The organism is Mesorhizobium sp. WSM4822 (assembly GCF_055811155.1).
Genome location: NZ_JBVVQM010000001.1, coordinates 792,722 through 807,503, shown reverse-complemented (window position 1 = coordinate 807,503; position 14,782 = coordinate 792,722). Strand labels below are relative to the sequence as shown.

At 64.3% G+C, this 14,782-nt stretch carries 19 protein-coding genes; 3 read left to right on the top strand and 16 right to left on the bottom strand.

Annotated features, from left to right (window positions below; genetic code table 11):
• Nucleotide 1: 1 nt before the first annotated feature.
• Nucleotides 2-760: an amino acid ABC transporter ATP-binding protein gene (locus AC0L3E_RS04020; protein WP_084652555.1), complete on the top strand. Its 759-nt coding sequence runs from the start codon at nt 2-4 to the stop codon at nt 758-760.
• A gap of 7 nt (nt 761-767) precedes the next feature.
• On the opposite strand, the gene arsK is transcribed toward AC0L3E_RS04020, so the two are convergent.
• From arsK to AC0L3E_RS03940, 16 genes are all read right to left on the bottom strand, one after another.
• Nucleotides 768-2,006 carry an arsenite efflux MFS transporter ArsK gene (gene arsK, locus AC0L3E_RS04015; protein WP_473604265.1) on the bottom strand — a complete coding sequence of 413 codons (1,239 nt, stop codon included), beginning with the start codon at nt 2,004-2,006 and terminating at the stop codon, nt 768-770.
• On the bottom strand, nt 1,999-3,423 hold the full coding sequence (locus tag AC0L3E_RS04010; protein ID WP_473604264.1) for an NAD(P)-binding domain-containing protein: 1,425 nt from the start codon (nt 3,421-3,423) through the stop codon (nt 1,999-2,001). The genes arsK and AC0L3E_RS04010 overlap by 8 nt, the downstream gene beginning before the upstream one ends.
• A 44-nt stretch (nt 3,424-3,467) precedes the next feature.
• Nucleotides 3,468-3,788, bottom strand: a complete 321-nt coding sequence (locus AC0L3E_RS04005) for an ArsR/SmtB family transcription factor (protein ID WP_473604263.1) — start codon at nt 3,786-3,788, stop codon at nt 3,468-3,470.
• Between the two features lie 63 nt (nt 3,789-3,851).
• A complete protein-coding gene (arsC, locus tag AC0L3E_RS04000) occupies nt 3,852-4,274 on the bottom strand; it encodes an arsenate reductase (glutaredoxin) (protein ID WP_473604262.1) in 423 nt (140 codons plus the stop codon).
• Entirely contained in the window at nt 4,271-5,380 is a 1,110-nt protein-coding gene (gene arsB / locus AC0L3E_RS03995; protein WP_473604261.1) for an ACR3 family arsenite efflux transporter, read from the bottom strand. The genes arsC and arsB overlap by 4 nt, the downstream gene beginning before the upstream one ends.
• Before the next feature lie 24 nt (nt 5,381-5,404).
• Nucleotides 5,405-5,737, bottom strand: coding sequence for an ArsR/SmtB family transcription factor (locus AC0L3E_RS03990; protein ID WP_023809328.1), 333 nt, complete (start codon nt 5,735-5,737; stop codon nt 5,405-5,407).
• 65 nt (nt 5,738-5,802) lie between these two features.
• Nucleotides 5,803-6,501 carry an RES family NAD+ phosphorylase gene (locus tag AC0L3E_RS03985; protein ID WP_127294914.1) on the bottom strand — a complete coding sequence of 233 codons (699 nt, stop codon included), beginning with the start codon at nt 6,499-6,501 and terminating at the stop codon, nt 5,803-5,805.
• Nucleotides 6,495-6,905, bottom strand: coding sequence for an MbcA/ParS/Xre antitoxin family protein (locus tag AC0L3E_RS03980; protein ID WP_127326539.1), 411 nt, complete (start codon nt 6,903-6,905; stop codon nt 6,495-6,497). The genes AC0L3E_RS03985 and AC0L3E_RS03980 overlap by 7 nt, the downstream gene beginning before the upstream one ends.
• Nucleotides 6,906-7,276: 371 nt before the next feature.
• Complete coding sequence (locus AC0L3E_RS03975) at nt 7,277-8,710, bottom strand: aldehyde dehydrogenase family protein (RefSeq protein WP_473604260.1); 1,434 nt, start codon at nt 8,708-8,710, stop codon at nt 7,277-7,279.
• 161 nt (nt 8,711-8,871) lie between these two features.
• The gene (locus tag AC0L3E_RS03970) at nt 8,872-9,255 is read right to left on the bottom strand and encodes an ACT domain-containing protein (RefSeq protein ID WP_473604259.1); all 384 of its coding nucleotides are present in this window, start codon (nt 9,253-9,255) and stop codon (nt 8,872-8,874) included.
• A 15-nt stretch (nt 9,256-9,270) separates the two neighbouring features.
• Nucleotides 9,271-9,750, bottom strand: a complete 480-nt coding sequence (locus AC0L3E_RS03965) for a GNAT family N-acetyltransferase (RefSeq protein ID WP_128288590.1) — start codon at nt 9,748-9,750, stop codon at nt 9,271-9,273.
• 218 nt (nt 9,751-9,968) lie between these two features.
• Entirely contained in the window at nt 9,969-10,709 is a 741-nt protein-coding gene (locus tag AC0L3E_RS03960; RefSeq protein WP_473604258.1) for an SDR family oxidoreductase, read from the bottom strand.
• A gap of 64 nt (nt 10,710-10,773) precedes the next feature.
• The gene (locus tag AC0L3E_RS03955; RefSeq protein WP_473604257.1) at nt 10,774-11,343 is read right to left on the bottom strand and encodes a flavodoxin; all 570 of its coding nucleotides are present in this window, start codon (nt 11,341-11,343) and stop codon (nt 10,774-10,776) included.
• A gap of 54 nt (nt 11,344-11,397) precedes the next feature.
• A complete protein-coding gene (locus tag AC0L3E_RS03950) occupies nt 11,398-12,387 on the bottom strand; it encodes an aldo/keto reductase (RefSeq protein WP_473604256.1) in 990 nt (329 codons plus the stop codon).
• A gap of 5 nt (nt 12,388-12,392) precedes the next feature.
• On the bottom strand, nt 12,393-12,728 hold the full coding sequence (locus AC0L3E_RS03945; RefSeq protein ID WP_127398022.1) for a carboxymuconolactone decarboxylase family protein: 336 nt from the start codon (nt 12,726-12,728) through the stop codon (nt 12,393-12,395).
• A 57-nt stretch (nt 12,729-12,785) separates the two neighbouring features.
• On the bottom strand, nt 12,786-13,181 hold the full coding sequence (locus AC0L3E_RS03940) for a (R)-mandelonitrile lyase (RefSeq protein ID WP_128309461.1): 396 nt from the start codon (nt 13,179-13,181) through the stop codon (nt 12,786-12,788).
• Nucleotides 13,182-13,334: 153 nt separating this feature from the next.
• Here AC0L3E_RS03940 and AC0L3E_RS03935 point away from each other — a divergent pair, with 153 nt between their 5' ends.
• Both AC0L3E_RS03935 and AC0L3E_RS03930 read left to right on the top strand, forming a co-directional pair.
• On the top strand, nt 13,335-14,228 hold the full coding sequence (locus AC0L3E_RS03935) for a LysR family transcriptional regulator (RefSeq protein WP_473604255.1): 894 nt from the start codon (nt 13,335-13,337) through the stop codon (nt 14,226-14,228).
• A gap of 151 nt (nt 14,229-14,379) precedes the next feature.
• Nucleotides 14,380-14,757 (top strand): ester cyclase, encoded by a 378-nt coding sequence (locus tag AC0L3E_RS03930; RefSeq protein ID WP_128309459.1) that lies wholly within the window; start codon nt 14,380-14,382, stop codon nt 14,755-14,757.
• Nucleotides 14,758-14,782: the final 25 nt, after the last annotated feature.

Here is a 14,782-nt window from a genome sequence, read left to right as displayed (position 1 = left end):
CATGACCAAAACGGGCCTTGCCAAAACCGGCATGATCGACTTTCGCGGCGTCAACAAATGGTTCGGCACGCTCAATGTGCTCAAGGATATCACGCTCAGCGTCGAGCCGCGCGAAGTGGTCGTCGTCTGCGGCCCGAGCGGCTCGGGCAAGAGCACGCTGATCCGCTGCGTTAACGGCCTGGAGGCGATCAAGGACGGCGACCTCGTCGTCGACGGCCAACGCCTGGGCGACCCCGCCACCAACATGACGCAGCTGCGCACCGAGATCGGCTTCGTCTTCCAGTCGTTCAACCTCTACCCGCATAAGACGGCACTCGAAAACGTCACGCTCGCCCCCATCCATGTCCGCAAGATCCCGCGCGCCGAGGCTGAAAAAGCAGGCCGCGAATTGCTGGCCAAGGTTGGCCTCGCCGACAAGGTCAATGCCTATCCCGCACAGCTCTCCGGCGGCCAGCAGCAGCGCGTGGCGATCGCGCGTTGCCTCGGCATGCGGCCCAAGATCATGCTGTTCGACGAGCCGACCTCGGCACTCGACCCGGAGATGATTTCCGAAGTGCTCGACGTGATGGTGGCGGTCGCCGAGGAAGGCATGACCATGATGGTGGTGACACACGAGATGGGCTTTGCCCGCAAGGTCGCCCAGCGCGTGGTGTTCATGGACGCCGGCGCCATCGTCGAAAGCGGCACGCCGGACGAGTTCTTCTCACACCCCAAGACCGACCGCAGCCGCGCTTTTCTGAGCAAGATTCTCAGACATTGAGGCGCGGTCAGGCCGCCTCTTCCGGATTGCCGCCAATGGCGAACGCAACCCGGCCGCGGCGCCTCAACAGCGCGATGGCGAGGAAGGCGATCACGCCGCTCGCGGCGACGACCACCAGCACCCACAGCGAATTGGCGACGGATGTCCGCGCCATCATGAAGGCGAGCGCGAACGGCGCGAAGGCCGAGGTGAACTGGCGGGCAGCGCTCGCCCATCCGAGCCGCGCGCCATAGCCTTCGCGGCCGAAGAGTTCGAGCGGCAAGGTGCCGCCGACGATGCTGGTGAGGCCGGAGCCGAGGCCGAACAGCAACACGAACAGGAAGGCGCCGGGCAGCCACGGCGTCGTCAGGAGCAGCGCGCACAGCCCGGCTGTGAGCAGCGACGCGGCAATGACGGCAAGGTGCGTTTGCTGCAGGCGGCCGCCAAACAGCATGTTGATCAGCCGGCTGGCGACCTGTGCCGGCCCGAACAGGGTCGAGACGAAGAGGCCTGCGGTTCCGAGCCCCAGCGCCGCCGTCAGCGGCACCATGTGGATGAGGATCGCCGACAGCACGAAGCCCTCGGTGGCGAACCCCGCCAGCATGAGCAGGAACACGGCCCGGCCACGCCACGGATTGAGCGGCGCGCCCGCTTCAGGGATCGGCTCGCGCTCTTGGCTTCTGGCCGTTGCGTGGCGGCGCGACAGGCGCATCAGCCAGGCGTGGATCGGCAGGCAGAGCCCGAGATTGAGAGCGGCGAACAAGAGATAGACCTCGCGCCATGTCAGATGCGCATGCAGCGCCGAGGTCAGTGGCCAGAACAGGGTCGAGGCAAACCCGGCGATCAGCGTCAGATGGGTGATGCTGCGTTGCGGCCGGGGAACCCCGATCTGCACGATCGCGACGAAGGCAGCGCTGTAGAGGACGAAGCTGGAGGCCAGTTCCATTGCCAGCAATGCCAGAACGAAGCTCACGCGGTCGGGCGCGACGGCGCACAGCGCCAGCGCCACGGCTGCCGCCACCGAGCCGACGGTCATGATGCGGCCGGCGCCGAAGCGGTCGGCCCACCGCCCGGCAGTCGGCGCGAACAGGCTGCCGGCAAAGAGCGAGGCCGACAGCGCGCCGAATACCCAGCCTTCCGTGAGCCCGAACTCCCCAGCCATTGCCGGCGCGAGGATCGAGAAGCTGTAATAGAGCGTGCCGTAGCCGATGATCTGGGTCAGTCCAAGCGCCCAGATTGCCTTGCGCAGGACAGATCGTTCAGGCATCGACGCCGGCCGCCATATTCTCTCGCGTCTCAGTGGCTGGCGCGGTTGCGCAGCCGCAACCCGATGCGCCGGTTGCCTTGGCGTCCGCATCCCTGATGCAGCAGGCATCGACAGCGGCGGGCGCGGGCCCGCCACAGCAGCCGGCGCTTGCCGACACCGTCACGCCGACGGCGCTGCACACGCCGGTCTCGGGCAGCACCAGCCGGACTTCGCGGGCCGCGGCATGGTCTCCGGCAATATCGGCCACCACCGAGCGGACTTGCTCGTAGCCGGTCGCCATCAGGAAGGTCGGGGCACGGCCGTAGGATTTCGAGCCGACGATGGTGAAGCCCGGTTCGGGGTGCGCGAGCTCTGCAATGCCATGCGCCGGAACCGTGCCACATGAGTGGAAGTTTGGATCGATCAGCGGCGCCAGCGCCGGCGGCGCTTCGACGGCGGGATCGAGCGCGATGCGGATTTCGCTCAGGAACGACAGGTCTGGCCTGAAGCCGGTGGTGACGACGATGCGGTCGATGACCAGGTTGAACGGCTTGCCACCCAGGTTGGCGTCGACGACAAGTCCCTCGCCCTGTGTCTCGATGCCGTTGACGGCGAAAGACGTCAGCATGTTCAGCCTGCCATCCGTCATCGCCTGCCTGGCCGCCAGCCCAAGCGCGCCGCGTTCAGGCAACTGGTCGTTCAGCCCGCCGCCGAGCAGCCTGTCGACGCTGGCGTGGCGCAGCGCCCAGAAGATCTCGGTGCCCGGCGCCGCATCCTGCAACTCCATCAGCGCCAAAGCGACGTTGATGGCCGAGTGCCCGCCACCGATGACCAGGACGCGCTTGCCCGCATAGTCTTCTCTCGCCTTGCCGACCACGTCGGGAATGCCATAGGCGATGCGTGCCGACGCCTCGCCTTCGCCGACAACCGGCAGCCCGTCGACGCCGATCGGATTTGGCCGCCACCATGTTCCGGACGCGTCGATGACCGCGCGCGCGAGAACGCGGTGTTCGCCGCCGGTATCGCGATAGCGGATGACGAAGGGCGCGTCCTTGCGGCCATCATTGGCGACCTTGTCGTGTCCCTGACGGGTGATCGCGGTGACCTCGGCGCCTAGCTTCAAATTGGCGGCGATCGCGGGAAGCCGGCCAAGCGGCGCCAGATAATCGCGCACGATCTCGCCGCCGGTCGGCAGGCCCTGGCTATCCGGCGCCGTCCAGCCGGAGCGGTCGAGCAGCGCCCGCGCCGCCGCATCGATGTTATATTTCCATGGCGAAAACACCCGCACATGTCCCCAATCGAGCAGCGCCGCACCCACGCTTTCGCCGCGTTCCAGGACGAGCGGAGTGATGCCGCGTTCGACCAGATGCGCCGCGGCTGCCAGCCCGACCGGGCCAGCGCCGATCACCGCGACGGGAAGGTTTGCCATCATGTTCATAGGTTCGATCCTTCCGGTATGTTCGAATTATAAGCGCAAAAAAATCAAGCCAGCGCTTTGCCGGCGGTGGGCGCGCAGGCGGCGTCGGCGCAGCACTCGTCGGCGAGATAGCCGATCAGCGCATTCATGCCAGGATAGTTGGCGCGGCAGATCAGCGTCGTCGCTTGCCGCTCCTGCGTCACCAGACCGGTGTCGACCAGCCGCTTGAGGTGATGCGACAGCGTCGAGGACGGAATGTCGAGCTTGCCCTGGACGCTGCCGACGGCAAGCCCGTCGTCACCGGCGCGCACCAGGATGCGATAGAGCTGAAGCCGCGTCGGATTGCCGAGTGCTTCAAGCTGGACGGCTGCTTTTTCGAGTTTCATGGAAATAAACTACGCGGCACTTTTCGCGCCGTCAACTTAATTTCGAAAAATATGGAAATAGCATCAGCCGGCGCGTTTGCCCGAGGCGCCTGTGACCACCTCGCCATCCTCCTTGGTGAACGCGCCGATCTCCGGGTTGGGCAGGATGTCCAGCACCTTTTCCGACGGCCGTGCAAGGACGACGCCGAGCGGGCTGACCACGATCGGCCGGTTGATCAGGATCGGATGTGCCAGCATGAAATCGAGGATCTGCTCGTCGGACCATTTCGGATCGGCAAGGCCGAGTTCGGCATAGGGGGTGCCGTTCTCGCGCAGCAGGTCTCGCGGTGTGATGCCCATCGCGGCGATCAGTTCGACCAGCCTTTGTCGCGACGGCGGCGTCTTCAGATATTCGATCACCTCCGGCTCCTCGCCCGACTGCCGGATGATGGCCAGCGTGTTGCGCGACGTGCCGCAATCGGGATTGTGGTAGATGGTGATGGTCATTTCGAGCCCTTCCCAGTCGACATGGTATTCCGGACGGCGCCGCCCTTCTCGTACCAGCCCTTGCTGCGGTTCACGATCCACACCACCGACAGCATGACCGGAACCTCGATGAGCACCCCGACCACGGTGGCAAGGGCCGCGCCCGAATTCAGCCCGAACAGCGCGATCGCGGCGGCCACCGCCAGCTCGAAGAAGTTCGACGCGCCGATCAGCGCCGATGGTCCAGCCACGCAGTGCCGCTCGCCGCTGAGGCGGTTGAGCAGATAGGCAAGACCGGAGTTGAAATAGACCTGGATCAGGATCGGCACTGCCAGCAGCACGATCACCAGCGGCTGCGCAATGATCTGCTCGCCCTGGAAGCCGAACAGCAGCACCAGCGTCGCCAGCAAGGCAATCAGCGACAAGGGCTGCAGCGTGGCAAGCAGGGCATCGAGCCCGACCTGTCCCCTCGCTGCCAGCAGCCGGCCACGAACCAGCTGCGCGACGATCACCGGCGCGACGATGTAGAGTGCGACCGACAGCATCAGCGTGCCCCATGGGACGGTGATCGCCGACAGGCCGAGCAGCAGGCCGACGATGGGCGCGAAAGCGACGATCATGATCGCGTCGTTGAGCGCCACTTGCGAAAGTGTGAAATTCGGCTCGCCGCGCGTCAGGTTCGACCAGACGAAAACCATCGCCGTGCAGGGCGCCGCAGCCAGGATGATCAGTCCGGCAATGTAGGAATCGATCTGCACGGCGGGCAGCCACGGCCGGAACAGCCAGCCGATAAAGAGCCAGCCTAGCAGCGCCATCGAAAACGGCTTCACCGCCCAATTGATGAACAGCGTCACGCCGATGCCGCGCCAATAGGTGCCGACCCTGGCCAGCGAGGCGAAATCGACGCGCAAGAGCATCGGCACGATCATCAGCCAGATCAGCACGGCGACGGGAATGTTGACCCTGGCGATCTCCGCCGACGCGATGGCGCCGAACGCACCCGGCAGCAGGTGACCAAGCGCGATGCCCGCGATGATGCACAATGCCACCCACACCGTCAGATACTTCTCGACGAAGCCGATGCCGGGCCGCGTCGCCTCGCCCGCGTTCAGAGCGTGATCGGTCATGATGGTTTTCCAGTCATCGCTGCCTCAGCAGTCACAGGTCACGGCATTGATGACGGGACGGCAGAGCTCCGGCGCGCCATTGCAGCAATCTTCCATCAGATAGGCCAGCAGGTCGCGCAAGCCGGTCATGTCGGCGACATAGCGCACGGTCCTTCCGTCGCGTTCGGGACGGATCAGCCCGGCATGTGCGAGCACCTTCAGATGCGCCGACATGGTGTTCTGGACCGTGTCCAGCCTCGTGGCGATCTCGCCCGCCGGAATGCCTTCCGGTCCGGCGCGCACGAGCAGCCGGAAGACATCCAGCCGCGTCTCCTGGCCAAGTGCTGCCAGCGCGTTCAAAGTGCTTTTCTTATCCATATATCCGAATCCTCGGATTTATGGATATCGGCTTCCCAGCGATCTGTAAAGCGTGTCCGCCGCCATCATGTGACGGCAAGCACCTTTCCCGTATCGTGCTGGCGCACGAAGTCGACGCGGGCGCCGTCCCAGTGGTAGCTGTAGTGGCGACCCTGCACTGGAATGGTAATGACATCGGGCCAGAAGATGCCGATGCAGCCGCCGCCCGGCATGCGCACGCTGTTCCATACCAGTCCGTCGCTGCCTGCTGCCCGCAGCGCCCGCCCTTCTGCCTGCGAGGCGGAATAGTCATCCGGGTCGAGCACGCCGGGCACCGCGTTGACGTCATCGAGGTCGCGGTCGACGCTGCCGATCAGCACGCGGAAATCCGCCGTCCAGCCCGGCCCCTCGTTGGTGGCGCGCATGAATTTCTGATGATGGTGGATGGTCTCGGCCAGAGCGACGTCCTCACTGTCGCCGGCATAGTAGATGCCGTAGCTGCCATCCGAGAAGCGGCCTGGCCTCAGCGTCGAGCAGTGCACGAAGGGCGCCATCACGAAGCTGGCGCCGGGGCCGGAAACCCGCCTTGCGGCCGACACCTTGCCGAGATCGCCGATCTCGAACCTTATGCGCGGGTTGGTCTTCGCCTCGACGGCGGCAAGCGCCTCCCAGTCGCGCGGGTCGGCAATGTCCTCAAAGAGGTCGATGGGCGGATGGATGGAGCGGATGATGCGGAAGGTCTGGTGCCAGTCGACGCGGCGCCTGACCGCAAGTCCACTCACCATGCGCCACGCTCCGCATCGAGCCATTCGCGCATCGCCGAGAGATCGGAGATTTCGCCGCGCAGCATCAGGTCGAGGGCCGACTGGCCGCCGAAGGTGGCATTGGGCTTGCGGATCCAGGCGTAGCCGCGTGCCGGCTCCGTGAACAGATAGCGCAGGCCCTTATGGATGCCCATCAGATGCGCCATGCGGGTGCGCAGGTCACGGTCGATCCTGCCGACGCCGCCTTCTTTCCAGCGTGCCCAGGTCCGGGCCGATATGCCGCCGAGCAGGATACAGGCCTCGACGTCGCTAAGATTCCAGGCCTTGAACAGATTGACCGTGGTGCGCGCCAGCGCGCCGGCCTCGTCATCCGATATGACGCTGCCAACCGTGGCCGGTGTCGTGACAATGGACTGAAGCTGCATTTTGTTGCCTCGCTATTGGCAGATATATAGCATGCATTTGCCAATTGGCAAGGAGATCAGCAAGGCAGGGCCAATCGCTTTCAGGCCAATGACAGCTTCCGTCTTGTGAAGGCCACCAATCGCCAAAGTCGGCGCCGCCGCTCATCCGCCTGCCGGCACCTTCTCCCCGTATAGTGACGGGGAGAAGGGAGATGGCCGCATCGCTGGCGCCTATTCTGCAACATTGGAGATTGGCGAAACCGTCCATGACGGCGTCTTTCTCCCCGTCACTATACGGGGAGAAATGCCCGGCAGGGCAATGAGGGGCGGCGCTGACCTCGGCGATACCGGACGGACAGCGCGCCACATATCGTGGCGCGCTCTGACCAATTTTACTCCGCCGCCTCATACCCCGCGATGCCCTTGATCTCCAAAAAATCCTCGAGCCCGTATTCGGCATATTCGCGGCCATTGCCGGACTGCTTGTAGCCGCCGAACGGCAGGCCGGCGTCCCACTGGGGATAGTTGATGTAGACATTGCCGGTGCGCATGCGCGCCGCGACTTCGCGCGCCTTGTTCATGTCCTTGGCCTGGATGTAGGAGGCGAGACCATAGACGGTGTCGTTGGCGGTCTCGACCACCTCGTCGACGCTGTCGTAGGGCATGATCGCCAGTACCGGCCCAAAGATCTCCTCGCGCGCGATGCGCATGTCGTGGGTGACATCGGCGAACACCGTCGGCCTGACGTAATAGCCGCGGTTGAGTTCGGCCGGACGGCCGGGGCCGCCGGCGACCAGAGTCGCACCTTCATCGATGCCGGCCTGGATCAGGTCCTGGATCTTGTCGAACTGGACCTGGCTGACGACCGGGCCGAGCTTGGTGCCGGCGGCGTCGGCGGGGCCGACGGTGAACTTTTCCGCAGCCGCCTTGGCATAGCCGGCTGCCTCGTCATGACGGTCGCGCGGCACGAACATGCGCGTCGGCGCGTTGCAGGACTGGCCGCTGTTGCTGAAGCAGCCGGCGACGCCCTTGCTGACGGCGCTTGCGAGGTCGACATCCCCGAACAGGATGTTGGCCGACTTGCCGCCGAGCTCTTGATGCACGCGCTTGACCGTGTCGGCGGCGGCCTTGGCCACCAGGATGCCGGCGCGGGTCGAACCGGTGAACGACATCATGTCGATGTCAGGATGGCTGGACAGCGCCTGGCCGACGCCCGGTCCGTCGCCATTGACGAGGTTGAAGACGCCCTTCGGCACGCCGGCCTCGTCGAGGATTTCGGCGAAGATGATGGCGTCGAGCGGCGCGATCTCGGAGGGCTTCAGCACCATGGTGCAGCCGGCAGCAAGCGCCGGGCCGACCTTGCAGGTGATCTGGTTGAGCGGCCAGTTCCACGGCGTGATCAGGCCGACGACGCCGATCGGCTCCTTGACCACCAGATGGTTGCCCTTGACGTGGCGGAATTCGAAAGTCTTCAGCACGTCGGCCATCTTCTGCAGATGCGCCAGTCCAATGCCGACCTGGCTGTCCAACGCCATCTGGCGCGGCGCGCCCATCTCGCGTGACACAGCGATAGCAAGATCGCCACTGCGCTTCTTGTAGACCGCAATGATGCGGTTCAACAGGTCGAGCCGCTCACCAACCTCGGTGAAACCAAAGCTGTTGAAGGCGTGCCTGGCGGCGGCGACCGCCTTGTCGACATCGGCCTTGGAGCCGAGCGAAATCTGCGCAAAGGCGTCCTCATTCGAGGGATCGATGACATCCAATGTGTTGGGCACAACAGGATCGACCCACGCGCCATCGATATAGAACTGCAGATTGTGTGACATGGTTTTCTCCTTGGCCGCATCGCCGCGCCGGGCCGTCATATCTGGCTGGAGATAACGATGCACAAACGCCGCTGTCAAACGCAACCCCCGAAGTGGTTGAGCCAGTGCGGCAGTGATTGAGCCAGAGCGGTTGGGCCAGCAACCGGCTTGGTGACGATGGACTACAGCAGGATATGCCCGGCCTCGACCAGAAACCGCCTCGCCGCGGCCTGATCCGTCGCTTTCACCAACAGATGGTCGCCATCGAAAGTGGACACCAGGAAGATGCCCAGCCCGTTTTCCGACAACGGCCTGATGACCGACAGCACGATACCGGTTTCGTCGAAGGCAAACGGCCCATGAAGCTTGAAGGCCACCCAGTCACCGTCCTGCCTGACACTATCCGGCACACGATCCTGCAGGCAAACGATCGAAAGCTCGTCGTCAGTCCTTGTGATGCTGACGAAGCCTGGCCCGTCCGCCCAACCGGGGAAGGTCTCCCCCGCCGCCAGCCGGGCAACCGCGTAAAACCCTGGGAGTTGTTTGAGCCTGACGCAGATGGCCATTGTCGAACCCCTCCCTCAGATCGCCGGTGATCCCGCCAGCTTCTTGCTCATGTGGACCGTCATACCGTTCATGAACGGCTCTTCCCGGTCCACGATATAGCCCTGCCTCTTGTACAGCGACACATTCGCCGCGAACGCGCCATTGGTCAGCAGACGAAGCTCGGCACGTCCTGCTTCGATCGCCTTGCGCTCGGCAAGCTCCAGCAACAACCGGCCAATCCCCCTTCCCTGCGCATCCGGTGCCACGCAGACATTCTCGATCCACAGGTGGTCCTCGGCCAGCACGGTTTCGATCATCCCGACGATCCGATCATCCTCGACGGCGAGATCGAACGGATGCTCGGCAACGGCCTTGTCATAGTCGGCGCGCATAGGCAGCGGCTCGCGGCCGATCACCGGCACCCATTTGGCATAGGCGGCACGAACGATATCCCGGATCGCGGCGGCGTCAGCGGGCTCGGCCGGCCGAAGCCGGATGGAAAAATTGTTGGTCATCAAAGTGCTCCAGACATGAAAAACCCCGCCGGCGGTTTCGCGGGCGGGGCTGGAAACGAACGAACCGGGTCTATCCTGCCGGTCTTTGTCGTCGCGCAATCAGTCTGCCGCTCCGCATTGTGCAGGGGCGACGTCGCTTGGTGTTGGTGGGCGCGAGGAAGAACATGGCGCCAAGCTGGAACAGGAAGCGCGGCGCGTCAAGACACCTACAACGGCTTCTAGTATTCCTGCGCCGTCGGCCGGAACAATATCTCGTTGATGTCGACCTCGTCGGGCTGGCTCATGGCGAACACCACCGTCCTGGCAAAAGAATCGGCCGGAATGGCCACCCGGTCGTAGAGTGCGCGTACGCCCTCGGCGACATCGGGCTCGGTGACGCTGCCGGGCAGTTCGGTCGCCACGGCACCGGGCGAGATGATGGTGGTGCGGACGTTGTAGGGTTTCACTTCCTGGCGCAGACCTTCCGAGATGATGCGCACCGCGTGCTTGGTCGCGGCATAGACCGCTCCGCCCGGCCCGACCTTGTGGCCGGCGACCGACGACACGTTGATGATGTGGCCGCTTTTCTGCGTCTTCATGTGCGGCAGTGCCGCGGCAATGCCGTAGAGCACGCCCTTGATGTTGACGTCGATCATGCGGTCCCAGTCCTCGACCTTGCCGCGCTCCAGTGGCGAGTGCGGCATCAGGCCGGCATTGTTGATGACGACGTCGACGCGGCCGTGCGTCTCGACCGCATGGTCGACCAGACGCCGGACCTGGCCGACATCGGTGACGTTGGTCTGAAGGATGGCGCCCTCGCCAAGTGAAAGCGCGCCGGCCAGCGCCTGCAACCGGTCGAGGCGGCGTGCGCCCAGCACCAGTTTCGCGCCCTCCCTGGCCAGAAGCCGTGCGGCGGCTTCGCCCAGCCCGCTGCTGGCGCCAGTGATGACGACGACTTTGTCCCTGATGTTCTCGGCCATGATTCTTTTCCTTCTGATCTTTGGCTTCGCTGCCCCCGGCAGCATGGGCGGTCGCGTTGGCGGCTCAGCCGGGCAATTCGACCCGACCGAGCCAGCCGGTGACCTCTTCAAGCGTCTGGCGTTCCTGGTCGCACTGCTTGGAAAAACCCTCGATGAGCCGAGCCCCTGGTGCATGATCTGCGAGGACTTTCAGGCTCTGCCCTGTTCCGTAGCCGCCATGGGTGATGAACGGCACCAAGGTCTTGCCGGACAGATCGTGTTCCGACAGGAAGGAGCGGATCACCGAAGGCGCGGTCATGCCCCAGATCGGAAATCCGAGGAACACCGTCTCGTAGGTTCCGATATCAGGCACCGTGGCGGCCAGCGCCGGTTCGAAACCGGACTCCCGCTGCTGCTCCGCCACCGCAACCTGCTGCTTGTAGTCTTCCGGGTAGGGATCGACGGTCGCGATCTCGAAAATATCCGCTCCCAGAGCCCTGCTGATCTGGGCCGCGATGACCCGCGTGTTGCCGGTGCGGGTGTAGTAGGCCACCAGCCCCTTGGCACCGCCCGCCAGTCGCGCGCTCGACGCTCTGGCGGGCCGGCTCGATCCGGGACTCAATCCGGCGCCCAAAGGCAGTGCAAGCATGGTCATCAGTGCACCTCGTCTTGAGACCGGTTGACGCATATGGCTCTCCTGCGCATGGCTCTAGCGATCGATCCTTGCTTCCTGTTGCGGAGAATAGCGCGCTCCCTTCACCGCGATCGCCGAGACCGCATTCTCGATGTCGGCAAGATCGTCCGCCGTCAGCGCGATGGTGGCCGACGCGATGTTCTCTTCGAGGCGATTGAGCTTGGTGGTGCCGGGGATCGGAACGATCCAGGGCTTCTGCGCCAGCAGCCAGGCGAGAGCGACCTGTGCTGATGTCGCCTTCTTCTCGGCAGCGATCACGCCGATCGCGTCGACCAGCGCCTGGTTCGCCTTGCGGGCGTCTTCCGCAAAACGCGGCACGGTGTTGCGGAAGTCGCTGCTGTCGAACGTCGTGCTGGCATCGATGGCGCCGGTGAGGAACCCCTTGCCCAGCGGGCTGAAGGGCACGAAGCCGATCCCCAGTTCTTCAAGCACCGGCAGGATCGCCTCTTCCGGTTCACGCCACCAGAGCGAATATTCGCTCTGGACCGCGGCGACCGGCTGTACCGCATGCGCGCGCCGGATCGTGCGTACGCCCGCCTCGGAGAGACCGAAATGCTTCACCTTGCCTTGGCTGATCAAGTCCTTCACAGCGCCCGCCACCTCTTCGATCGGCACGACCGGATCGACGCGGTGCTGGTATAGGAGGTCTATGTGGTCGGTCCTCAGCCGCCTGAGCGAGGCCTCGACGACGTCACGAATATGCTGCGGCCGGCTGTCCATGCCATCGTGTCGGGCTGTCCCGGCGATGTCGATGCCGAATTTGGTGGCGATCACCACCTGGTCGCGGATCGGCTGCAGCGCCTCGCCGACGACCTCCTCGTTCGTGAACGGTCCATAGACCTCCGCGGTGTCGAAGAAGGTGATGCCACGGTCGAACGCCGCCCTGATCAGGTGGACTGCATCCGCCGTCTCCATCGGCTGCCCGTATGACTGGCTCATTCCCATGCAGCCGAGCCCGATGGCCGAAACGTCGAGACCGCTGTTTCCAAGTGTGCGCTTCTGCATTGTCGTTATCCCTTCTTCTCGGCGTCGGCTTGTTCGAAGACCTTGCGGGCAATGCCCAGAGCCGTGGCTGCCGTTGGCCATCCGGCGTAGAAGGCGAGATGCGTAATGGTTTCGATGAGTTCGTCGCGGGTGACCCCATTGTCGAGCGCGCGCTTCATGTGGAAAGGCATCTCATTTATCCGGTAGCCCGAAATCAGGCTGGTGACGGTGACGAGGCTGCGGTCCCGCGGCGATAGGCCGGGGCGCTCCCAAACGTCGCCGAACAACACCTCGTCTGTGTATCTGCCAAGCGCGGGAGCGATATCGGAGAATGGGCTTTTCAGCCTTGGAACATTGGTCATGGTGGTCTCCTTCGTAGAGTTCGGGCGTTGAACTCGGCGCCACGCGCCGATACTTGGTCAAACCCCGTATTGTTCGTCGCTGACATGCTCCAGCCAGTCGACGACCTTGCCGTCGAGCGCTTCGGCGATAGCGATGTGGCTCATCGCGGTGGTCGGCGCGGCGCCATGCCAATGCTTCTCTCCGGGCGCGAACCAGACGATGTCGCCGGGCAGGATCGGTTCGATCGGGCCGCCCTCGCGCTGCACCAGGCCTGCGCCCGAGAGGACAATCAGCGTCTGGCCAAGCGGATGCGTGTGCCAGGCGGTGCGCGCACCGGGCTCGAAAGTCACGGTGGCGCCGCCGACGCGGGCGGGCTCGCTGCCCTTGAACGGCGCGTCGATGCGCACCGCGCCGGTGAAATAATCGGCCGATCCCCTGGCCGAGGCTTGAGAGCCGTTTCGCGTGATGTCCATGGTTTTGTCCCTTCCTGGCAACAGGCGTGACACGACCGCCGGTCTTCAGAGGCTGCCGGTAGAGGCGCCCGGTGTGATGACGCCTATCTAGGGTCTGCGATTGGTGCCGATTAGGTGCTATATCCAGCATGATCTTATGAAAGGGGCTCATGAATGCCGCGAGACAATCTGAATGAGCTAACCGCATTCCTCGCCGTCGCGCGCGAGGAAAGCTTCACCAGGGCGGCGGCCAAGCTCGGGGTTTCCCAATCGGCGCTCAGCCATACGGTGCGGGCGCTGGAGGAGCGGCTGGGCGTGCGGCTCCTGACCCGCACCACGCGCAGCGTGTCGCCCACCGAGGCCGGCGAGCGGCTGGCTCGCACCGTGGGGCCGCGGCTCGATGAGATCGAAGCCGAGATCGCGGCACTCAGCGCCTTGCGCGAAAAACCCGCCGGCACCATCCGCATCACCGCCGGTGAGCATGCCGCCGATGCGATCCTGTGGCCTGCCCTGGCGAAATTCCTGCCCGACTATCCCGACATCAAAGTCGAGATCATCGTCGACTACAGCCTGACCGACATCGTTGCCGAGCGCTTCGACGCCGGCGTGCGGCTGGGTGAACAGGTGGCGCGCGACATGATCGCGGTGCGCATCGGCCCCGACATGCGCATGGCGGTGGTCGGATCGCCGGCCTATTTCGCCAAATGGCCGAAGCCGCGCACGCCGCAGGACCTGACCAACCACAATTGCATCAATCTGCGGCTGCCGACCTATGGCGGGCTCTACGCCTGGGAGTTCGAGAAGGCCGGGCGCGAGCTGAAAGTGCGGGTTGAGGGCCAGTTGGTGTTCAATACGTCCGGGCTGCGCATGAACGCGGTGCTCGCCGGCCTCGGCCTTGCCTATCTGCCGGAGGAACAGGTAACGGCCCATCTGGCCGACCGCCGGCTGGTGCGGGTGCTCGCCGACTGGTGCGCGCCTTTCCCCGGCTACCACCTCTATTACCCCAGCCGCCGGCAAGCGACGCCGGCCTTCTCGCTGCTGGTCGACGCGCTACGCTACCGAGGCTAGAACAGGAAACCGGGTTTCCGGAGGAGACATGCTCAAAACGAGCAGATAGAGCCCCATCCCGATTCGGGAACAGGTTCTCCATCTGGACTGCGCCCGCAGTCGTTCTATCTTCCGGATCGAGCAGATATGACGAAAATCCGGAGCCATCGCCGTGACCGTGACCGACCTCTATCGAGGCTACATCGCCTGCCTCAACAATCAGGACTGGCAGAAGCTGAATCGCTTCGTTCATGACGAGGTGCACTACAATGGCGACCGCGTCGGGCTGTCGGGATATCAAGAAATGCTGGAGCGCGATTTTCGGGAGATCCCAGACCTCTATTTCGACATCCAACTGCTGATCGCCGAACCGCCGTTCATAGCCAGCCGGCTTCAATTCAACTGCACGCCGAAGGGAACCTTCTTCAGCCTGCCCATCAACGGCCGGAAGATCTCCTTCAGTGAGAACGTCTTCTATGAATTCCTCGACGACAGGATCAGGAACGTCTGGTCGGTGATCGACAAGGCGGCGATCGAAGCGCAGCTTTAATCCAGGTCGGCCAGAAGGCGCCGTC